The organism is Pseudomonas sp. B14(2022), from assembly GCF_012030485.1.
Lineage (GTDB): Bacteria > Pseudomonadota > Gammaproteobacteria > Pseudomonadales > Pseudomonadaceae > Aquipseudomonas.
Genome location: NZ_JAAUVM010000008.1, coordinates 213,087 through 231,117 on the forward strand (window position 1 = coordinate 213,087; position 18,031 = coordinate 231,117).

Sequence of the window (18,031 nt, forward strand, 5' to 3'; positions counted from 1 at the left end):
CGTGCCTGATTGGTCATTTTACGGGCGGGGGCAGGACGACCGGGGTGAGCACCGGACGGCCGGCGAAGTACTCCAGCAGGTTGTCGGCCACACGCTGCACGGTATCGTGGGCGGCTTCCGGTGACAGCCCGGCTACATGGGACGTGAGCACGGTATTGCTCAAGCGCTTGAGGGCATCCGGCACCTTGGGTTCATCGTCGAACACGTCCAGCGCGGCGCCACCGATACGGCGTTGCTCAAGGGCGGCGACCAGGTCGTCGGTGACCACCACGCTGCCACGGCCGATATTCACCAGGTAACCATTCGGGCCGAGGGCGTCAAGGGCGTGACGGTCGATCAAGTGGCGCGTGCCGGCGCCGCCGGGCGTGGCCAGGATCAGGAAGTCCGAGGCACGCGCCAGTTCCACGGCAGTGGAGCAGTAGGTGTAGTCCACGTCATCGCGCGGCTGGCGGTTGTGATAGCTCACTTGCATGCCAAAGCCGAGGGCTGCGCGCTTGGCGATCTCCAGGCCCACCGCACCCAGCCCGAGGATACCCAGTTGCTTGCCGCCCAGGGACGGGCGCATGACCTTGGGCCACTCGCTACGGCGCACCGCTGCGTCCGTCTGGGGAATGCCGCGCACCAGCGACAGCAGCAGCGCCATGGCGTGGTCGGCCACCGACGGCGCATTCACCCCGGCGCCATTGGTGACGACAATCCCGCGATTGCTGGCGGCCTGCAGGTCTACATGCTCATAGCCGGCGCCGATCACGCAGATAATCTCCAGCAGCGGCAGGGCGGCGATTTCCTCGGCGTACAGCCCCAGCGGGCCACGGGTGAGCACGGCCTTGATTTGCCCGCCATGGGTCTTGATGGCTTGGGCGCGTTCGGAGGGGGTTGGCGCCAGAATCACATGAAAGTCGTTGCTCTCGATGATCGGCAGGTAGTCGTTGATGGTTTCAACCAGGACCAGAACGGTTGCGGGCATGAGGCGGCTCTTCCTAAGGGGCAGGATGGAAGAGAGAGTATGCGACATTTCCCGTGACGGTGGCGTGAGAGGCTTTAAGGCGCGGTGAGGGGGCGATGAACCCATCGCATGGATCCACCACCCTGATGAGTCACGGCGCTTTAGCCAATTCGCGGTGTGGGGATCATGGTGTTGCGAGGTTTGGGCGCGGCGGAATACTCAATGCCGTTGAACGGGAACGTATCTGTCTGCGGTGGCTTGGGCTTTTCTTTTGGATCGATTTGAGCGGCAATGTAGGACGATACGCTGTCGACCAACTGACCGGCGTTGGACAGGTTCAGGGAGGAAGTGGTCATGGTGAAATCTCCAAAGTTAGATGCGTTATCTGGGTGGGGCGGTTTGGGATTAACGTTCCTGATTTAAATGAATTGTCGTCAATGCCTTGTCAGAAGTTGACGTCAGCTGCTTTCACACGCCGCGCAAACGCCCCCGCCAGCGTCGCGTTGTGATGCTCGATAATTGCCTTGGCGTTCAGTGCCAAGGTGTCCATGCAGGTATGGCCGTCTTCAGGCAATACCACCGAAAAGCCCAGTTCTACCGCCACCCGGCAGGTGGTGTCGATGCAGAACTGGGTTTTCATCCCGACAATGACCAACTGATGGACCTCTGCGGCGCGCAGTTGCTGCGCCAGGTTGGTGCCCAGGAAGCAACTGGGGCGGGTTTTATTGAAGAGGTGGTCGCGGGCCTCGTCTACGTGCAGCCCGTGCCACAGTTGCCAATACGGGCTGCCTGCTGCTATCGGCGAGCCTTCCGGGCCGGTATGGCGGGCGACGAAGATCGGCCTATTCGCTTCACGGGCTCGCCCGATCAGTTGGTTGATGGTGGCAAGGACACGCTCGCGTTCGAAAGGTTTGTCCGGGGCGTCGTACAAGCCGGTTTGCATATCGATGATTAATAGGGCGTCAGTCATGGTGTTGCTCCTTGTGAATGCCAGGCGACGGAGCAATAAAAAGGCCCCGTCCATTGCTGGCGGGGCCTTGGGGTGAATCCGTGAAGTGTTTAGTTCAAGCACCCACGGCAACCGCACGACCCGCCTGGAGCGGTCGTGGTGGTGGTGCGGGTGAGGAATGGCTGAGTCAGGTTCATGGCCCCGATCATGCTGCGTCACGCGCGCGGCTGTCAACGGATAGTAGGGTGTTTCGTACGGCCCCTAGGGACTGATCCGACAGCTCATTGGCGTGCCTTTTCCTGCTCTGCTTGTGCGATGGGCATGAAATTGTAGGTGGGGAAGAATTCCGTGGTGTAGACACCCCATGCGGTGTTTTCAATCGCCAGGTTGACTTCTGCCAGCCGCGACGCCGGCAGGCGCAGCACGACGACTTGCCCGATGCCCATGGTGATGTTCCAACTGACCACTTCCACCCCGGCAGGCGGGAATACTTTGTGAAACGCCTGCTTGGCCAGTTGTTCTTTCAACTCGCCCAGCGGGCGTGATTGATCGTGTTTAAGAAACACGGTCAACATGACGGCGTTGTCCGGCGTGGCAGCCGCGTTTTTTACCGGAGGGGTTGTTGACGTTTGTGCAGTCGCTACACCGGTTAACAGGGTTGCGGCCAGCAGTGCAGGTATTAAGAGTTTGCGCTTGTTCATTGTCAGGTGCCTCGCTTGTTATTCGATATTATCGCTAAACATTAATGTTTAATTAGTTCGACATGACTGTCTTCATGGGGCCGGTGTAGGGCGCGTGCACCACATAAATTCGAACGGGAGGGTTAGTGCTGACCATGTCGCGCGGCACTTCGCGAGAATAGGTGAATTCGCTGCTGTCGAGTTTTTCGAGCCTTCTGACAATGGTTCTGGTCGGGCCAACGTCAGGGACCAGGATATGGGTCTGCTTGTCGCCGGTGACAAGGAAATAACCGCCGCCGCCATCGGCGTATTTCGAGCGGCCTGTATCGGTGTAGAAGAACTCATAGCGATTGCGCTGCGGGTCCCACATCGAGATGCCGACCACGCCGGGGTAGTTGGCCTTGACGTCGGTGTCCGGCTCGCCTTCGATATAAACCTTGGTGGTCAGCCATTGGGGCGAGGAGGCCAGTGCGTGAATGTCAGGTTCAGGTGCCGCTTGATTGGCGTAACTTTCGGACGAGAAAAGTAGGCCCGTGATTAACAAACCAGTAAAAACAACAGTGAATCTTCGCATGTTCGAATCCTTGTTATTTAAATAGCATGTTGTTGTTTTTTTTCGATTGAGGCGGCGCGATGTTAGTTCGGGGTTCTGGTGCGCTCAATGGCGATGTATGGTTGTGTAACAATTATAATGGTTTGGGGGTTTGAATTTTAATTGGCTATGAAAGTTATCTGGTTTTTCTGTAGGAGGTTTCTCTAAAAAGTACGAGGAATATTAAAGTCAGCCGCTCAAGTCGATCTCTTGGAAGCTTCTTGGCAGTCATTCAAGAAGCCGGCGGCATCACCCTGGCACCCTTGGCTATGGCTGCTCCTGAGCGCCTGCACCGGTCAACCGTTCCTCAGCTAAGTCTTTGCTTATTCACGAGAATCCCGGACAATCCGGCCCCTTCTATGGTCGGGGCGCTGCCTGTCAGGTTTTTCTGACTCGTCCCGGCCGTGTAAATGCGGAGATCCGACCGGATGAATGATCAGGCCAATAGCGTCGACGAACGCTATGCAACGACACCTGCAACCCTCACAAGCTGGAGCCGCCAGGACACCACCTGGATGCTTGGCCTGTTCGGCACCGCCATTGGCGCCGGCACTTTGTTCCTGCCGATCAACGCCGGCCTGGGCGGCTTCTGGCCCTTGGTGATCCTGGCGGTGCTGGCGTTCCCGATGACGTTCTTTGCCCACCGTGGCCTGACCCGTTTCGTACTCTCCGGTCGTGCCGGTTCCGACATTACCGATGTGGTCGAAGAACATTTCGGCGTCAAGGCCGGTGCGTTGATCACGCTGCTGTACTTCTTCGCGATCTTCCCGATCCTGCTGATCTACAGCGTGGCCCTGACCAACACGGTCAGCAGCTTTATGGAACACCAGTTGCACATCATGCCGCCGCCACGGGCACTGCTGGCGTTTGTGCTGATCTTCGGTTTGCTGGCGGTGGTGCGGTGCGGTGAACAGGTGATCGTCAAGGCCATGAGCATGATGGTGTACCCGTTTATCGTCGCCTTGCTGTTCCTCGCGGTGTACCTGATCCCGCATTGGAACGGTGGGATCCTCAGCACTGCGAGTGTGGTCCCGGCGCCTGCGGCCCTGCTCAATACCCTATGGCTGGCGATTCCGGTGATGGTGTTCTCGTTCAACCACTCGCCGATCATCTCGGCGTTCGCAGTCGACCAGAAGCGCCAGTATGGCGAACACGCCGATGAACGCAGTTCGCAGATCCTGTCCCGCGCGCACCTGTTGATGGTGGTGATGGTGCTGTTCTTCGTGTTCAGCTGCGTGCTGACCCTGTCGCCGGCGCAGTTGGGTGAGGCGAAAGCGCAGAACCTGTCGATCCTGTCGTACCTGGCCAACCACTTCAACAACCCGACCATCGCGTTTGCCGCGCCGTTGATCGCGTTCGTGGCGATTGCCAAGTCGTTCCTGGGCCACTACATCGGTGCCAGCGAAGGCCTCAAGGGCCTGGTGCTCAAAAGCGGTCGCCGCCCGGCCGCCAAGACCCTCGACCGCATGACCGCCGCCTTCATGCTGGTGGTGTGCTGGATCGTGGCCACGCTGAACCCAAGCATCCTCGGCATGATCCAGACCCTGGGCGGGCCGATCATTGCATCGATCCTGTTCCTGATGCCGATGTACGCGATCCGCAAGGTGCCGGCCATGGCTAAGTACCGTGGGCAGGCGTCCAACGTGTTTGTCACGGGGGTGGGCCTGGTGGCGATTACTGCATTGATTTACTCGCTGATGTCCTGACACCGGGGCGTACGCAAACAGGCCGATTCGTGCACAGCACGAATCGGCTTTTTTTTGCCTGCGCAAAAGCTGACGCGGCTCAACCGCAGCCGGGCAATGAGGGCTAAGCTTACGCACGCTTTTTGCCAGGATGGGTTGGGCCGATTGAAGACTGAAACCGATGCGCCCGTTGTCGTACCGTCGAACCGCATCCAAGACGTGCTGGCCGGTTTATCCATCGCGGGTTTGCTGCTGCCGGAGGCCGTTGCCTATTCCAGTATTGCCGCGCTGCCGCCCCAGGCCGGGGTGATCGCGCTGTTTGCCGGGTTGGTGTGCTACGGCCTGTTCGGCACCAGCCGCTTTGCGATTGTCTCGGCCACCTCGTCGTCGGCAGCGGTGTTGGCGGCCGCCACGGCCAGCCTGGCGGGGGATGACCCGACATTGAGGCTGTCCCTGGCCTTCGGGCTGGTGTTGCTGACCGGGGTGTTTTTCCTGTTGGCCGGCCTGTTCAAGCTTGGCGGCGTCACCTCGTTTATCGCCAAGCCGGTGTTGCGTGGCTTCGCCTTCGGCCTGGCGCTGACCATCATCCTTAAACAATTGGCCAGTGTGGTGGGCGTGCACCTGACCGATAACAACCTGATCCGTTTTCTGCCGCAGTTGCTGGAGCAGCTACCGCGCTGGAATTGGCCGGCGGCACTGGTGGCGGCGCTGGCGTTGCTGGTGTTGTGGCTGTGCGCACGCTTCCCGCGCCTGCCCGGTGGCCTGGTGGTCGTGGTGCTCGGCATTGCTGCCGGGCAGTACCTGGACCTGCAGGCCTATGGCGTGGCGCAGATCGGCATGATCGACCTGCGCCTGGAGCTGGGGCATTTGCCGGTACTGCCGTTTGCCGACTGGCTGCGCCTCGGGGAATTGGCGTTTGCGCTGGTGATGATCCTGTACGCAGAGTCCTACGGCTCTATCAGTTCGTTCGCGCTCAAGCATGGCGACCGCGTGTCATCCAACCGTGACCTGCTGGCGCTGGGCGCGGCCAATCTGGTCTCCGGTCTGTTCCACGGCATGCCGGCCGGTGCCGGATATTCGGCGACCTCGGCCAACGAGGCGGCCGGCGCCTATTCGCGCCTGGCGGGGATTGTCGCGGCGCTGGTGATATTGCTGATCGTGCTGACGGTGCTGCCCTATGTCGCGCTCACGCCGGAGCCCGTGCTGGCGGCGGTTGTCATCTATGCCCTGGGTCGAGGCTTGAGCTTGCAGCCGCTGGGGCGTTATTTCCTGTGGCGCCGCGATCGCGTGCTGGTGATCTGTGCGGTGACGGCGGTGCTGGTGCTGGGCGTGCTGGATGGTCTGCTGCTCGCGGTCGCGATCAGTGTGATGTTGATGCTGCGCCAGATGTCGTCCGCCGACATTCAAGTGCTGGGCCGCCTGGGTGGCAGCCATGACTTTGTCGACCGCCAGCACCATGTCGATGCCCTGGCCGTGCCGGGGGTATTGATCGTACGGCCCAGCGAAGCGCTGTTTTTTGCGAATGCCGAGCGCATCCTGGGCGCGGCCTTGCGCCTGATGCGTCAGTCGCCGGTCGAGGCGGTGGTGTTGAGCCTGGAAGAATCGCCGGACCTCGACGGTACCAGCATCGAAGCGCTGGCGGCGTTCTTTGCCCAGGTGCACGGGGAGGGCAAGCGCCTGGTGCTGGCCCGCGTGCGGCATGAGGCCCGTGAGGTGTTGCAGGGGTTGCCTGAAGCATTGGCGCCCCATGTGCTGCTCAGTGGCTTGAGCGTCGATGGCGCGGTGCAGCTGGCGCTTGAGGTGAGCAAAGCGTGACGCGTGGGGCTTGCCCCCGATAGCGGTGGGTCAGTGACGGAACTGAGTGTGTTTGTATTCCAGGCATAAAAAAACGCCGCGTACCTTGCGATACGCGGCGTCTTTCACATCAACACACCGTTAAGCTTGAATGACCGGGATGTTGGCGCTTGCTGCGATTTTGCGGAACTCGGCGATCTGGTCGAAGTTCAGGTAGCGGTAGACGTCACTGGCCATGGTGTCCAGTTTCGCTGCGTAGCCCATGTACTCTTCGACGGTCGGCAGGCGACCCAGGGTGGAGGCGACTGCCGCCAGCTCAGCCGAAGCCAGGTAGACGTTCGCGCCATCACCCAGACGGTTCGGGAAGTTACGGGTCGACGTCGATACCACGGTCGAGTTCGGCTCTACACGTGCCTGGTTACCCATGCACAGCGAGCAGCCCGGCATTTCCATGCGCGCGCCAGCCTTGCCGTAGATGCCGTAGTAGCCTTCTTCGGTCAGCTGGTGAGCGTCCATCTTGGTCGGCGGCGACAGCCACAGACGCGTTGGCAGCTGACCCTTGACTTGCTCCAGCAGCTTACCGGCAGCGCGGAAGTGACCGATGTTGGTCATGCACGAACCGATGAACACTTCGTCGATCTTCTCGCCGGCAACGCTGGACAACAGACGGGCGTCGTCCGGGTCGTTCGGTGCGCAGAGGATCGGCTCGTTGATTTCGGCCAGGTCGATCTCGATGATTTCGGCGTATTCCGCGTCGGCATCGGCTTCCATCAGTTCCGGGTTGGCTACCCAGGCTTCCATCGCTTGGGCGCGACGTTCCAGGGTGCGTGCATCGCCGTAGCCTTCGCCGATCATCCAGCGCAGCAGGGTGATGTTGGAGTTCAGGTACTCGGTGACGGAGTCTTTCGACAGCTTGATGGTGCAACCGGCAGCCGAACGTTCAGCCGAGGCGTCGGAGAGCTCGAAAGCCTGCTCCAGCGTCAGGTCGTTCAGGCCTTCGATTTCCAGGATGCGGCCGGAGAAGGCGTTTTTCTTGCCTTTCTTCTCTACGGTCAGCAGGCCAGCCTGGATCGCGTAGTAAGGAATGGCATGAACCAGGTCACGCAGGGTGATGCCAGGTTTCATTTTGCCTTTGAAGCGCACCAGGATCGATTCCGGCATGTCCAGCGGCATGACGCCGGTGGCGGCGGCGAACGCGACCAGACCGGAACCGGCCGGGAACGAGATGCCCATCGGGAAACGGGTGTGGGAGTCACCACCGGTGCCGACGGTATCCGGCAGCAGCATGCGGTTCAGCCAGCTGTGGATGATGCCGTCGCCTGGACGCAGCGATACACCGCCACGGGTCATGATGAAGTCAGGCAGGGTGTGGTGGGTGGTCACGTCGATCGGCTTTGGATACGCCGCGGTGTGGCAGAAGGACTGCATCACCAGGTCGGTCGAGAAGCCCAGGCACGCCAGGTCTTTCAGCTCGTCACGGGTCATCGGACCGGTGGTGTCCTGGGAACCCACGGTGGTCATCTTCGGTTCGCAGTACGTACCTGGACGAACGCCTTTGCCTTCCGGCAGGCCGCACGCCTTGCCGACCATTTTCTGGGCCAGGGTGAAACCCTTGCCGGTGTCGACCGGTGCTTCAGGCAGCTTGAACAGGTCGGTAGGGCCCAGGCCCAGCTCGGCGCGAGCCTTGTCGGTCAGGCCACGGCCGATGATCAGCGGGATACGGCCACCGGCGCGAACTTCGTCCAACAGGACCGGGGTCTTCATTTCGAAGGTGGTCAGGACTTCGTCGGTGCCGTGTTTGCAGACTTTGCCAGCATGAGGGTACAGGTCGATCACGTCGCCCATGTTCATGTTGGTCACGTCGAATTCGATTGGCAGTGCGCCGGCATCTTCCATGGTGTTGTAGAAGATTGGAGCGATCTTGCTGCCGAAGCAGAAGCCGCCGGCGCGCTTGTTCGGCACGTAAGGAACGTCGTCGCCGAAGAACCACAGTACCGAGTTGGTAGCGGATTTACGCGAAGAACCGGTACCGACCACGTCACCGACGTAGGCGATCGGGAAGCCTTGGCCGCGCATTTCTTCGATCTGCTTCATCGGGCCGGTCTTGCCTTGCTCGTCCGGCACGATGCCTTCACGTGCCATTTTCAGCATGGCCAGGGCGTGCAGCGGGATGTCAGGGCGGGACCAGGCGTCCGGGGCAGGGGACAGGTCGTCGGTGTTGGTTTCGCCGGTGACCTTGAACACGCGCAGGCTGATCTTGTCGGCCAGGGTCGGGCGGTTGCGGAACCACTCGCCGTCAGCCCAGGACTGGATCACGCCTTTGGCGTGCTCGTTGCCGTTGCGGGCTTTTTCGGCGACGTCGTGGAACGCGTCGAACATCAGCAGGGTGTGCTTGAGTTGGGCGGCCGCGACAGGCGCCAGCTCGGCGTCGTCCAGCAGCTCGACCAAAGTCACGATGTTGTAGCCGCCCTGCATGGTGCCGAGCAGTTCAACAGCGCGTTTCTTGTCGATCAGGGGGGAAGTGGCTTCGCCCTTGGCCAGGGCAGACAGGAAACCGGCCTTGACGTAGGCAGCTTCGTCAACGCCTGGTGGAATGCGGTTGGTGATCAGGTCAACGAGGAATTCTTCTTCGCCAGCCGGAGGATTCTTCAGCAGCTCGACCAGGCCTGCGGTTTGTTCGGCGTTAAGCGGCTGGGGAACGATACCCAGTGCTGCACGCTCTTCGATATGTTTGCGGTAGGCTTCAAGCACAGTTATTACCCTCATCAGTGGTCCCACGGGACGCTCATCCAGAAATGAACGGCACGCATGCGCTCGGGGGCTTTTTGGGCCGCAAAGCCAGCGCTGCCGGCATTCCTTACAGAAGCTGCTTTCAAAGTTTTACGCCTGCAGAACGGAACTGATGAGGGTTGGCGCTGGCTATTACCTACCGGGTGATAACCATCGCCAACACCGTTCTGAAGGAACGACTGTGCTCGTGACGCTTTGAAAACAGCTTCCAGCGGATTATTGGCGCCTTACAAGGCCGGATGATTCTACGGCAAAAAATTTCTAAAGGTAAGTTGCATCACCAAGTTTGCTGGGTGAACAACCTTAGACAAAGGGCTAACATGGCGCACTGTTTCGCTGATTTGCGTGTTGTTGCCCATGTCCAACCAAACCATCAAGACCCCCTGCGTCGGCCTCTGCTCAACGGTTTACGGCGATCTTGTGTGCCGTGGCTGCAAGCGCTTCCACCACGAAGTGATCCAGTGGAATGGCTATAACGAAGAAGAAAAACGCGCGGTCTGGCTGCGGCTGGAGCAACTGTTGGTGCAGGTGATGGCCGGCAAGCTCGAGATTTTCGACCCCAAGACCCTGCGAGGCCAACTGGAGCAGCGCAAGATCCGTTTCGTGCCGCACCAGTCCGAGTACTGCTGGGCGTACCAGCTGATTGCCCGCGGGGCGCGGGTGATCAATAACCTGGAAGCGTACGGCATGGTGCTGTTGCCGGAGTTTCGCGACTGGGCCTTGCCGGAACTGCGCGATGCCATCGACCGTGAGTTCTTTATCCTGTCCGAGGCGCATTACCAGCGCTATATCGCCCCGGCTTTCCTGAAAGATGCGCTCGCTGACTGACAACACACATCCAAATGTGGGGGGGCAAGCCCCCTCCCACATTGGATCTCGGTTGTCTGGGGGATCGGCGTCAGGCCTTGGTCGCCAGTTCTTCCAGGTGATCCATCAATGTCTGCGGCTTGAGCACCAGCACATCACTTTCCACCGCATCCAGTATCACCTCCGCCGTATTGCCGATCAGCGCCCCGGAAATCCCGGTGCGCGCCACGGTGCCGATAATGGTCACGGCCGCCTGCCATTTATGCGCCGCGAAGGGAATCAGCACATCCGCCGGGCCTTCCTCGATATGCAGGTGTGCGTCATCCACATCGAATTCCGCCTGGAACGCCTTGCACTGCTCGCGATAGCGCGCCTCGATGGTTTCCTTGAGTTGAAACGTTGGGTCCGCCGCCGACAACATCGGCGATGGGTGGGCGCTGATCACGTGCAGCTGCGCCTTCGCCAGGCTGGCGATATCAAAGCCGTGATCGATGATCGAATTATGCAGCGAGCGGTGCTCGGCATCGGTGTTGCCCACATCAATCGCCGCCAGAATCACTCTCTCCGCCCAAGGCGTGGACGTCTTGACCAGCAACACCGGCGTCGGGCAGAAGCGCAGCAGCTTCCAGTCCGCCGGTGTCAGCAGCGCTTTTTTCAGCGGGCTGTCGGGAAAGTGCTGCTTGATCACCAGCCCGCAGCCTTCAGCCTGCTGCACCTCGATAATGGTGTCATGCAGGCTTTCGTTCCACGCCTGCTCCGTGCTGACGCTGTAACCGTCCTCCTGCAAACCGGACTTGAGCAGGCTCAACAGCGCCGAGTGCTCGTGTTTCCGGTCGCAGACCAGCAAGTGCAGGTGCGCGCCGGTAACCCCGGCGATCAGCTTGGCGCGCTTGAGGGCCAGGCTTTCCGAATGCTCGGGCTCGATGACCACCAGGATGCTGCGAATGGCTTGCATGGTCGGATCTCCAAAAGGGTGGGCGTGGAACAACTATAGTTGCTGCCCGCCAGACGTCATGTTGATGCACATCAAGGCCGGTGGCTGGTGGTCTGCGGCGCGGTCGGTATAATCGGCGGCCTTTTGTGATCCTTTGCCCGTGAGCCCGATGAACCTGCCCGAAATCCACGAATTCCTCGGTTGCTCCACCCCCGATGCCTGGGTGCAGGCCGCATTGGCCGACCAGGACACCCTGCTGATCGACCACAAGAACTGCGAATTCAAAGCAGCCAGCACCGCCCTGAGCCTGATCGCCAAGTACCATGGCCACGTTGACCTGATCAATATGATGTCGCGCCTGGCCCGGGAAGAACTGGTGCACCACGAGCAGGTCATGCGCCTGATGAAAAAGCGCAAAGTCGAACTGCGCCAGTTGCATGCCGGGCGTTACGCCTCGGGGTTGCGCAAGGTGGTACGCAGCCACGAGCCGGTCAAGCTGGTGGACACCCTGGTCGTCGGCGCGTTTATCGAAGCACGCAGTTGCGAGCGTTTCGAAGCACTGGTGCCGCATTTGGACGAAGAACTCGGCAAGTTTTATTTCGGGCTGCTGAAAAGCGAGGCGCGGCACTTCCAGGGTTACCTGAAGCTGGCCTACCAGTATGGCGACGCCAAGGATATCGCCCAGGTGATCGAGCGGGTGAGGGCGGCGGAGCAGGACCTGATCGAATCACCCGACATCGAGTTCCGCTTTCACAGTGGCGTGCCAGCCTGAGGCCACGGCCACGCCGATCAATGCGGTGATCCCGGTCAGTAGCAGGATCACCGTTTGCGTGCCCAAGGGCGCAGCCAGCAGTGCAATCACCAGGCCGGCCAGCGGCTGGGGCAGGTTGTTGAGCAAGGTGATCACGCCCACCGTCTTGCCGAAGTCCTGCACGGGAATGACCCGCTGACGGGTGCTGCGCAGGTAGACGTTGAACATCTTGTCGAAGCCGGTGACCAGCAGGAAGCCCAGGGTGTACGCCCACAGGTTGGGGCTGACCGCCATGATCAGCGCGCCGGCGCCTATCATCGAATAAGACAGCCCGCCCAGCACTTTCAAGGGCAAGGTGGCGCGCGCCAGGTAAAACAGAATCGCGATGGTCACCCCCGCGCCGGCCGCCTGGAGCAGGGCATAGGTGTCCTTGTCGGCGGCGTACAGGCCGGTGACCATGGCGGCGGAGGTGGCCAGCGTCACGCCGATGATCAGGTTCACGCCGACCGCCAGGGTAATGATCCGCTTCAGCTCCACCAGGTTACGGATATGCCCGAAGGCGATGCGCAGCGGTTGCAGCCAGATATCCCGGTGCTGCTGATGGGTTTCCAGGTTTGCCGTGGTTTTACGCTGCCAGGCCAGCATCGCCAGGTTCGCCAGCACAAACAACCCGGCAACCCCCAGCACCACCCAATGCCAGGCCCACACCTCCAGCATCAGCGCGGCCACCAGCGGCCCGAGCACCAGGCCGCTCTGGTCGGCGATCTGCGAGTAGGAGAGGGTCTTGGCATAGCTGTATTGCTGGAAGACATGGGGCATCAACACTTCGCGGGCCATGATGCCCTGGGTCGTCAGCACCCCGCACAACGCCGACAGCAGCACCAGCCAGTAGATACCGTCGAACATCCCATACAAGGCCACCGCCGCCACACAGGCCAACGCCCGGTAAACCTGGCTGATATGCAGGATGCGCACAGGTGAATACTTGTCGCACAACGCCCCGCACACCGGGAACGCCAGATAGCGCGGCAGTGACTCAACGAAAAACGCCAGCCCCGCCCAGGACACGCTGTGGGTGGTCTGGAACACAATCAGCGGCACGATAAACAACAGAATCTGGTCCGCCAGCCGTGACAGGAACAGTGAAACGAAGAACGCCAGGTAATCCTTGCGCATACAACTCCCTGTGAATGGCGTTAAAGATTGCAGGCTATTTGTTAAAAACTCTTAAAAGCATGAAGCTTCGTCGGCGCCAGCTGGCCAGTTACGTTAGTTGCCCAGCTTGCCACCTATAATGCCCGCTCTTCAATCTGCGTCTGCACACTGAGAACTTATGGAAAACCTGGGTTTGGGCAAGGTCCTGCTCGTTGAGGACGACGAGAAGCTGGCAGGGCTGATCGCGCATTTTCTGTCACAGCATGGGTTTGAGGTGCGCGTGGTGCATCGCGGCGATGAAGCGTTCGCGGCGTTCCTGGCGTTCAAACCGAAGATCGTCGTGCTCGACCTGATGCTGCCGGGTCAGAGCGGCTTGCACGTGTGCCGCGAGATTCGCAACGTGTCCGACACGCCGATTGTGATTCTCACCGCCAAGGAAGACGACCTCGACCACATCCTCGGCCTGGAGTCGGGTGCCGACGACTATGTGATCAAACCGATCAAGCCGCCGGTACTCCTGGCCCGCCTGCGCGCCCTGCAACGTCGCCAGGCGCCGGAGCCGACGGTGCGCGGCGCCCTCGCGTTCGGCCGCTTGGCGATTGACCGCAGTTGCCGGGTGGTCAGCCTGGGGGACGAGCAGATCGACCTCACCACCATGGAGTTCGAACTGCTGTGGTTGCTGGCCAGCAGCGCGGGGAAGATTCTTTCCCGCGACGACATCCTCAACCGCATGCGCGGCATCGCCTTCGATGGCCTTAACCGCAGCGTCGACGTGTACATCAGCAAGCTGCGCGGCAAGCTCAATGACAACCCCCGTGAGCCGGTGTGCATCAAGACCATCTGGGGCAAGGGTTATCTATTCAATCCGTTTGCGTGGGAGGTCTAGATGCTGCGCCTGTTTCTGCGCCTGTATGTGATTCTGGCGATCGGCCTTGCAGGAGCGATCTGGCTGGTCAACTACACCTTCGACGAGCTGCTCCCCGAAGCCAACGAGACCTATAATCGCGAAGCCCTGCGTGGCCCGGCGTATGGGCTGGTGGAGCAATTGCGTCCTCTGCAAGGCGAGGCGCGCCAGGCCCGGCTGGCCGAGTTGCAGCCTCATTATGGGTTGCTGCTGAAGCTGGTGCAGAAGGAAACCCAGGCCCTCACCGAGCGCGAACGAAAGCTCTTGGACCAGGGCCTGCTGGTAGTGCGCGGCGACTTCATGGAGTTTCTCACGGCCATCGACGGTGGCTCGCAACTGCTGGAAATCAAGCTGCCGGAAGAGCCCAAGTGGTTATACCTGTGGGCGTATGGTTTTCTCGGGGTGTGCCTGGCCATCGTCCTGTATTTCTGGGTGCGCCCGCATTGGCGCGACCTGGAACATATCCGCCTGGCCGCGCAACGTTTTGGCGACAACGACCTCGGCTCGCGCATCCTGCTGCCGCGCAGCTCCACCGTGCGTGCGCTGGCCGGGCACTTCAACCAGATGGCCGAGCGCATCGAAAGCCTGATCGCCAACCAGCGTGAACTCACCAATGCCGTGTCCCACGAGCTGCGTACACCGATTGCACGGTTATCGTTCGAGCTCGACCAGCTCAAGCAACAGGCCGACCCGCACCAGCGGGGCGAATTGATCGCCGATATGTACGCCGACCTCGGCGAGCTGGAGGAGATGGTGTCCGAACTGCTCACCTACGCCAGTCTGGAGCGCGGCGCCACCCAGGTTACCCGCGAGCGCATCGAGGCTCACAGCTGGCTCGACAGCGTGATCGGCAGCGTCGCGCTGGAGGCGGAGGCGGCCGGTATCCAGCTGACGCTGCGTACCTGCGAGGTCGACGTTATCCAGATCGAACCGCGCTTCATGGCCCGCGCCGTGATCAACCTGCTGCGCAATGCCATCCGTTATGCCGAGCGCCGGGTCGAGGTGTCGCTGGTCAAGTTCGGCGAGGGCTACGAAGTGCGTGTGTGTGACGACGGCCCTGGCGTGCCCGAGGAAGGTCGGGCCAGGATCTTCCAGCCCTTCATACGCCTGGATGCCAGCCGCGATCGCCGCACCGGCGGCTTCGGCCTCGGCCTGGCGCTGGTGCAGCGGGTGTCGCAGTGGCATGGCGGGCAAGTGCAGGTGTTGGATTCGGAGTGGGGCGGGGCGTCGTTTCGCATGACGTGGGCTTATGCCGAATAGGTATCCGGAGAACAGTGGGAGGCAAATGTGGGAGGGAGCCAGCCCCTTCCCACATTTTCTGACGGGCTTACCCGGTCAAAAGGTGTATTCCAACACCCCCATCACCGAGGTCTGCAAGCGCCGCTCCACAATCGGGCTCTTGCCCGCGTCATCCGCCAGGTATTGCACATCCAGCAGGGTCGAGAACTGGGTGTGCTCGCTGATCGGCAGGCTCCACACCAGGTTCATGCCATTGCTGATATTGCCCGCACCGGCCTTGTAGGCCTTGAAGCGACTTTGCGCGGCCTGGCCGGTGGTCACGCCGTACCAGGTCTGCAGGTAATTGCGGTCACCAAAGTGACTGTTGAGGCTGGCATCGACCGATCCGTAGCGGCCGTCGTAGAGCGTGGTGCCCAGGCTCAGCTCCAGGTGGGTGAACGCCTTGCCGCTGTCCTTGTGGTCATCTTCCTTGAGTGCGTGCTCCAGGGTTGCGCCGACAATCACACCCCCCAGGTTATAGCCGGCACTCACTCCCACTTGCGGGCGGGCCTTGATCTCGCCCATGCCCTTGAGCCGCTTCGAGCCGGCGTGCAGGCTTTGATTCTTGTCCTTGCGTGAATGGCTGGCACCGATATAGGTGCTGAAGCTCAAGGCGTTGCCTTCATAGCCCCAGCCCAGGCCTTTGTCGGTGTCGAGGAAGATCCCCCAGGGGCTGACGACTTTGCCGCCCAGCACCGGCGCGGTCATGCGTTCATCGCTGCCGCTGTAGCGGGGCACGTTGGCCATGCCGGCCTTGAGGCTGTATTGCCAGTCTTCGGCAATTGCGCGGTCGGCAGCGGCCAGCAGGCAGAGTGAGGAAAGCGACAGGTACAGGGGGGTTGAGCGCATAAAGGGTTCCATATGGGGTTAGAAGGCCAAGGGTTTATGAGGGGAGCGGGTGCGTTTGAAGGCGTAGCCCGAGGCGCTGAGACCGTTGATCTGGCGGCTCACCGTATCGCCCAGGCCGTAGCCGTTACCGGCGAGGACCGCATGGGCGTTGTCGATCGGCAGCAGGATGTAGTCGGTCAGCGGTTCGTCGTGCAGTTGGCCGCGGATCACCAGGAAGCCGTCTTCCAGGCGCACGCTGATGCCGCTCAGGGGGGCGTCCGGCTCATGGGTGTTGAGCACTTGATAGGTGCCGATGGTGTCGGCCCAGGCCGAGGGCAAGGGCAGCGGCTCGATGCGCTCACCGATAGCCACGCGCTGGCCGTGGCTGCGGGCGGTGAGCATCTGGCGGCCTTGCACGCTGATCACGTCCAGTTGCACGCGGCCCAGTTCGCCGAGGTCCTTGAGCCAGAAGCCGAGCACTTTCTTCTGCGCGCGCAACCAGCCGTCGTCGTCGCGCAACAATTCGAAGGTGTAGCCGGCCAACTGGCCCGACAGCCGCTGATCGTCATCCTTGATCCGGAACACGCCCCAGGCGGTGGCGTAGAACCCGGCCAGGCGCTTGCGGTCGATGGCGGCCGGCACGTGGCGCAGTTTCAGGCCGTGGCTGGGCGCCTGGCAGTCGTCGGCGCAGACCGCGTGGCCGGTTTGCGCCTGGAGCAGCAGGCGCAGGGTGTCGGTGGCCAGGCCGGCCACCAGGTCTTCGGCGTTGCTGTCATTGGCCATGATGATCACGGCCAGTTGCTGGTCGGGCAGCAGGCTCAACTGCGCGGCAAAATCGTCGCCGCCACCGCTGTGCTGGTAGGTGCGTATACCGGGGCCGACGGGTTCGTCACCGCATGGGGCGAGGAACCAGCCCAAGCCCATCTGGCAATCGAAGTCCAGCGCATTGCCGGTGTTCTGCTGGGTGAACATCGCGTCAATCGAAGTGCTGCCCAGCACGCGGTTGCCTTTGTAGACGCCTTGGGCGAAGAGCATGTGCACGTAATGCCCGAGGTCTTTCGGGCTTGCCCACAGGCCGCTGGCGGCGATGTCGCGCACCGGGCCATCGGTACTGGCAACGCCGTCCGTGTAGCCCAGGGCGCGGAACGCCTGCTGGCTGGCGGTGCCGACAAAACTCGACTGGTTCATTTCCAGCGGCTTGAGCAGGCTGTTTTGCAACTGGGCTTCAAAGCTTTTGCCGCTGCTGCGCTCGATGGCCGCGCCCACCAGGGCATAACCGAGGTTGGAATACGCCACCTGCGAGCCTGGCGGGCTGCTCAGCCAAACCCCCGACACGCGCATCGGCATCTGCCCCATGGCGTAGGTGCTGCGCAGGTCACGCAGGTGTTCACTGGGCAGGCCGGACTGGTGGCTGAGTAAACGCCGCAGGGTGACAGCGCGGTCGGCAGCGGCCTGGTCGTCATGAAAGCGCGAGCGCACGTAAAACTCGCGCAGGGTCTGCTGGATCGGCGCATCCAGCGCCAGCCGTTGTTGTTCCACACATTGCAGCGCGGCCGTGGCGGTGAGCAGCTTGGAAATGCCACCGGCACGGAACGCCGTGTTGGGCGTGACCGGTACGCCCCTGGCCTTGTCGGCCAGGCCGAAGCCCTGGGCCCAGATCAGCTCCTGGCCATTGACCAGGGCAATCGACAGGCCGGCGATATGCTCTTGGGCGATCGCCCGGGGAATGCGGGCTTGCAGGTAGCGGATGATCGCGCCGTAGTCACCCTTCTGAATGGGCGGCGGTGCCGGCGGTTGCCCATGGCAACCGAGGCTGCCCAGCAGGCAACCCAGCAGCGGAATACCGCGCAATCTGCGAAACATGAGGAGCACCCGAATGGCTGTTTGGATGCTCGAATGCTAGGGAAGGGCCGTCCAACAATCTTTGCGAACTTTGTC

General features: G+C 61.4%; 16 protein-coding genes. 6 read left to right on the top strand and 10 right to left on the bottom strand.

Annotated features, from left to right (window positions below):
* Positions 1 to 13: 13 nt before the first annotated feature.
* From HCF10_RS14735 to HCF10_RS14755, 5 genes are all read right to left on the bottom strand, one after another.
* On the bottom strand, positions 14 to 967 hold the full coding sequence (locus tag HCF10_RS14735; RefSeq protein WP_131700593.1) for a 2-hydroxyacid dehydrogenase: 954 nt from the start codon (positions 965 to 967) through the stop codon (positions 14 to 16).
* A gap of 140 nt (positions 968 to 1,107) precedes the next feature.
* Positions 1,108 to 1,302, bottom strand: a complete 195-nt coding sequence (locus HCF10_RS14740; RefSeq protein WP_131700594.1) for a hypothetical protein — start codon at positions 1,300 to 1,302, stop codon at positions 1,108 to 1,110.
* 89 nt (positions 1,303 to 1,391) lie between these two features.
* A complete protein-coding gene (locus HCF10_RS14745) occupies positions 1,392 to 1,916 on the bottom strand; it encodes a cysteine hydrolase family protein (protein ID WP_167655837.1) in 525 nt (174 codons plus the stop codon).
* A gap of 260 nt (positions 1,917 to 2,176) precedes the next feature.
* Positions 2,177 to 2,596, bottom strand: coding sequence for a hypothetical protein (locus HCF10_RS14750; RefSeq protein ID WP_131700596.1), 420 nt, complete (start codon positions 2,594 to 2,596; stop codon positions 2,177 to 2,179).
* Between the two features lie 52 nt (positions 2,597 to 2,648).
* The gene (locus HCF10_RS14755; protein ID WP_145337564.1) at positions 2,649 to 3,149 is read right to left on the bottom strand and encodes a DUF4822 domain-containing protein; all 501 of its coding nucleotides are present in this window, start codon (positions 3,147 to 3,149) and stop codon (positions 2,649 to 2,651) included.
* 446 nt (positions 3,150 to 3,595) lie between these two features.
* Between HCF10_RS14755 and HCF10_RS14760 the strand changes: the two genes are divergently transcribed.
* Together HCF10_RS14760 and HCF10_RS14765 are read left to right on the top strand one after the other, a co-directional pair.
* Positions 3,596 to 4,873 carry a serine/threonine transporter gene (locus HCF10_RS14760; RefSeq protein WP_145337565.1) on the top strand — a complete coding sequence of 426 codons (1,278 nt, stop codon included), beginning with the start codon at positions 3,596 to 3,598 and terminating at the stop codon, positions 4,871 to 4,873.
* Between the two features lie 144 nt (positions 4,874 to 5,017).
* Positions 5,018 to 6,667: a SulP family inorganic anion transporter gene (locus tag HCF10_RS14765; protein WP_145337566.1), complete on the top strand. Its 1,650-nt coding sequence runs from the start codon at positions 5,018 to 5,020 to the stop codon at positions 6,665 to 6,667.
* A 120-nt stretch (positions 6,668 to 6,787) separates the two neighbouring features.
* Here the strand turns inward: HCF10_RS14765 and acnB are convergent, their stop codons facing one another.
* Positions 6,788 to 9,397: a bifunctional aconitate hydratase 2/2-methylisocitrate dehydratase gene (gene acnB / locus HCF10_RS14770; RefSeq protein ID WP_131696636.1), complete on the bottom strand. Its 2,610-nt coding sequence runs from the start codon at positions 9,395 to 9,397 to the stop codon at positions 6,788 to 6,790.
* A gap of 396 nt (positions 9,398 to 9,793) precedes the next feature.
* Here acnB and HCF10_RS14775 point away from each other — a divergent pair, with 396 nt between their 5' ends.
* A complete protein-coding gene (locus tag HCF10_RS14775; RefSeq protein WP_131696066.1) occupies positions 9,794 to 10,264 on the top strand; it encodes a DUF1289 domain-containing protein in 471 nt (156 codons plus the stop codon).
* 70 nt (positions 10,265 to 10,334) lie between these two features.
* Here HCF10_RS14775 and HCF10_RS14780 read toward each other — a convergent pair whose 3' ends face one another.
* Positions 10,335 to 11,198 (bottom strand): universal stress protein, encoded by an 864-nt coding sequence (locus HCF10_RS14780; protein ID WP_131696067.1) that lies wholly within the window; start codon positions 11,196 to 11,198, stop codon positions 10,335 to 10,337.
* A gap of 148 nt (positions 11,199 to 11,346) precedes the next feature.
* Between HCF10_RS14780 and HCF10_RS14785 the strand changes: the two genes are divergently transcribed.
* Positions 11,347 to 11,949 (top strand): tRNA-(ms[2]io[6]A)-hydroxylase, encoded by a 603-nt coding sequence (locus HCF10_RS14785; RefSeq protein ID WP_167655838.1) that lies wholly within the window; start codon positions 11,347 to 11,349, stop codon positions 11,947 to 11,949.
* Here the strand turns inward: HCF10_RS14785 and HCF10_RS14790 are convergent.
* Entirely contained in the window at positions 11,905 to 13,104 is a 1,200-nt protein-coding gene (locus HCF10_RS14790) for an MFS transporter (RefSeq protein ID WP_167655839.1), read from the bottom strand. The genes HCF10_RS14785 and HCF10_RS14790 overlap by 45 nt on opposite strands.
* A 157-nt stretch (positions 13,105 to 13,261) precedes the next feature.
* Between HCF10_RS14790 and HCF10_RS14795 the strand changes: the two genes are divergently transcribed.
* The gene (locus tag HCF10_RS14795; protein WP_131696070.1) at positions 13,262 to 13,969 is read left to right on the top strand and encodes a winged helix-turn-helix domain-containing protein; all 708 of its coding nucleotides are present in this window, start codon (positions 13,262 to 13,264) and stop codon (positions 13,967 to 13,969) included.
* Positions 13,970 to 15,247 carry an ATP-binding protein gene (locus HCF10_RS14800; RefSeq protein ID WP_167655840.1) on the top strand — a complete coding sequence of 426 codons (1,278 nt, stop codon included), beginning with the start codon at positions 13,970 to 13,972 and terminating at the stop codon, positions 15,245 to 15,247. It abuts the gene before it with no gap.
* A 75-nt stretch (positions 15,248 to 15,322) separates the two neighbouring features.
* On the opposite strand, the gene HCF10_RS14805 is transcribed toward HCF10_RS14800, so the two are convergent.
* Together HCF10_RS14805 and HCF10_RS14810 are read right to left on the bottom strand one after the other, a co-directional pair.
* Positions 15,323 to 16,114: a MipA/OmpV family protein gene (locus HCF10_RS14805; protein WP_145337569.1), complete on the bottom strand. Its 792-nt coding sequence runs from the start codon at positions 16,112 to 16,114 to the stop codon at positions 15,323 to 15,325.
* An 18-nt stretch (positions 16,115 to 16,132) separates the two neighbouring features.
* Positions 16,133 to 17,956, bottom strand: a complete 1,824-nt coding sequence (locus HCF10_RS14810) for a serine hydrolase domain-containing protein (RefSeq protein ID WP_131696073.1) — start codon at positions 17,954 to 17,956, stop codon at positions 16,133 to 16,135.
* Between the last annotated feature and the right edge of the window lie 75 nt (positions 17,957 to 18,031).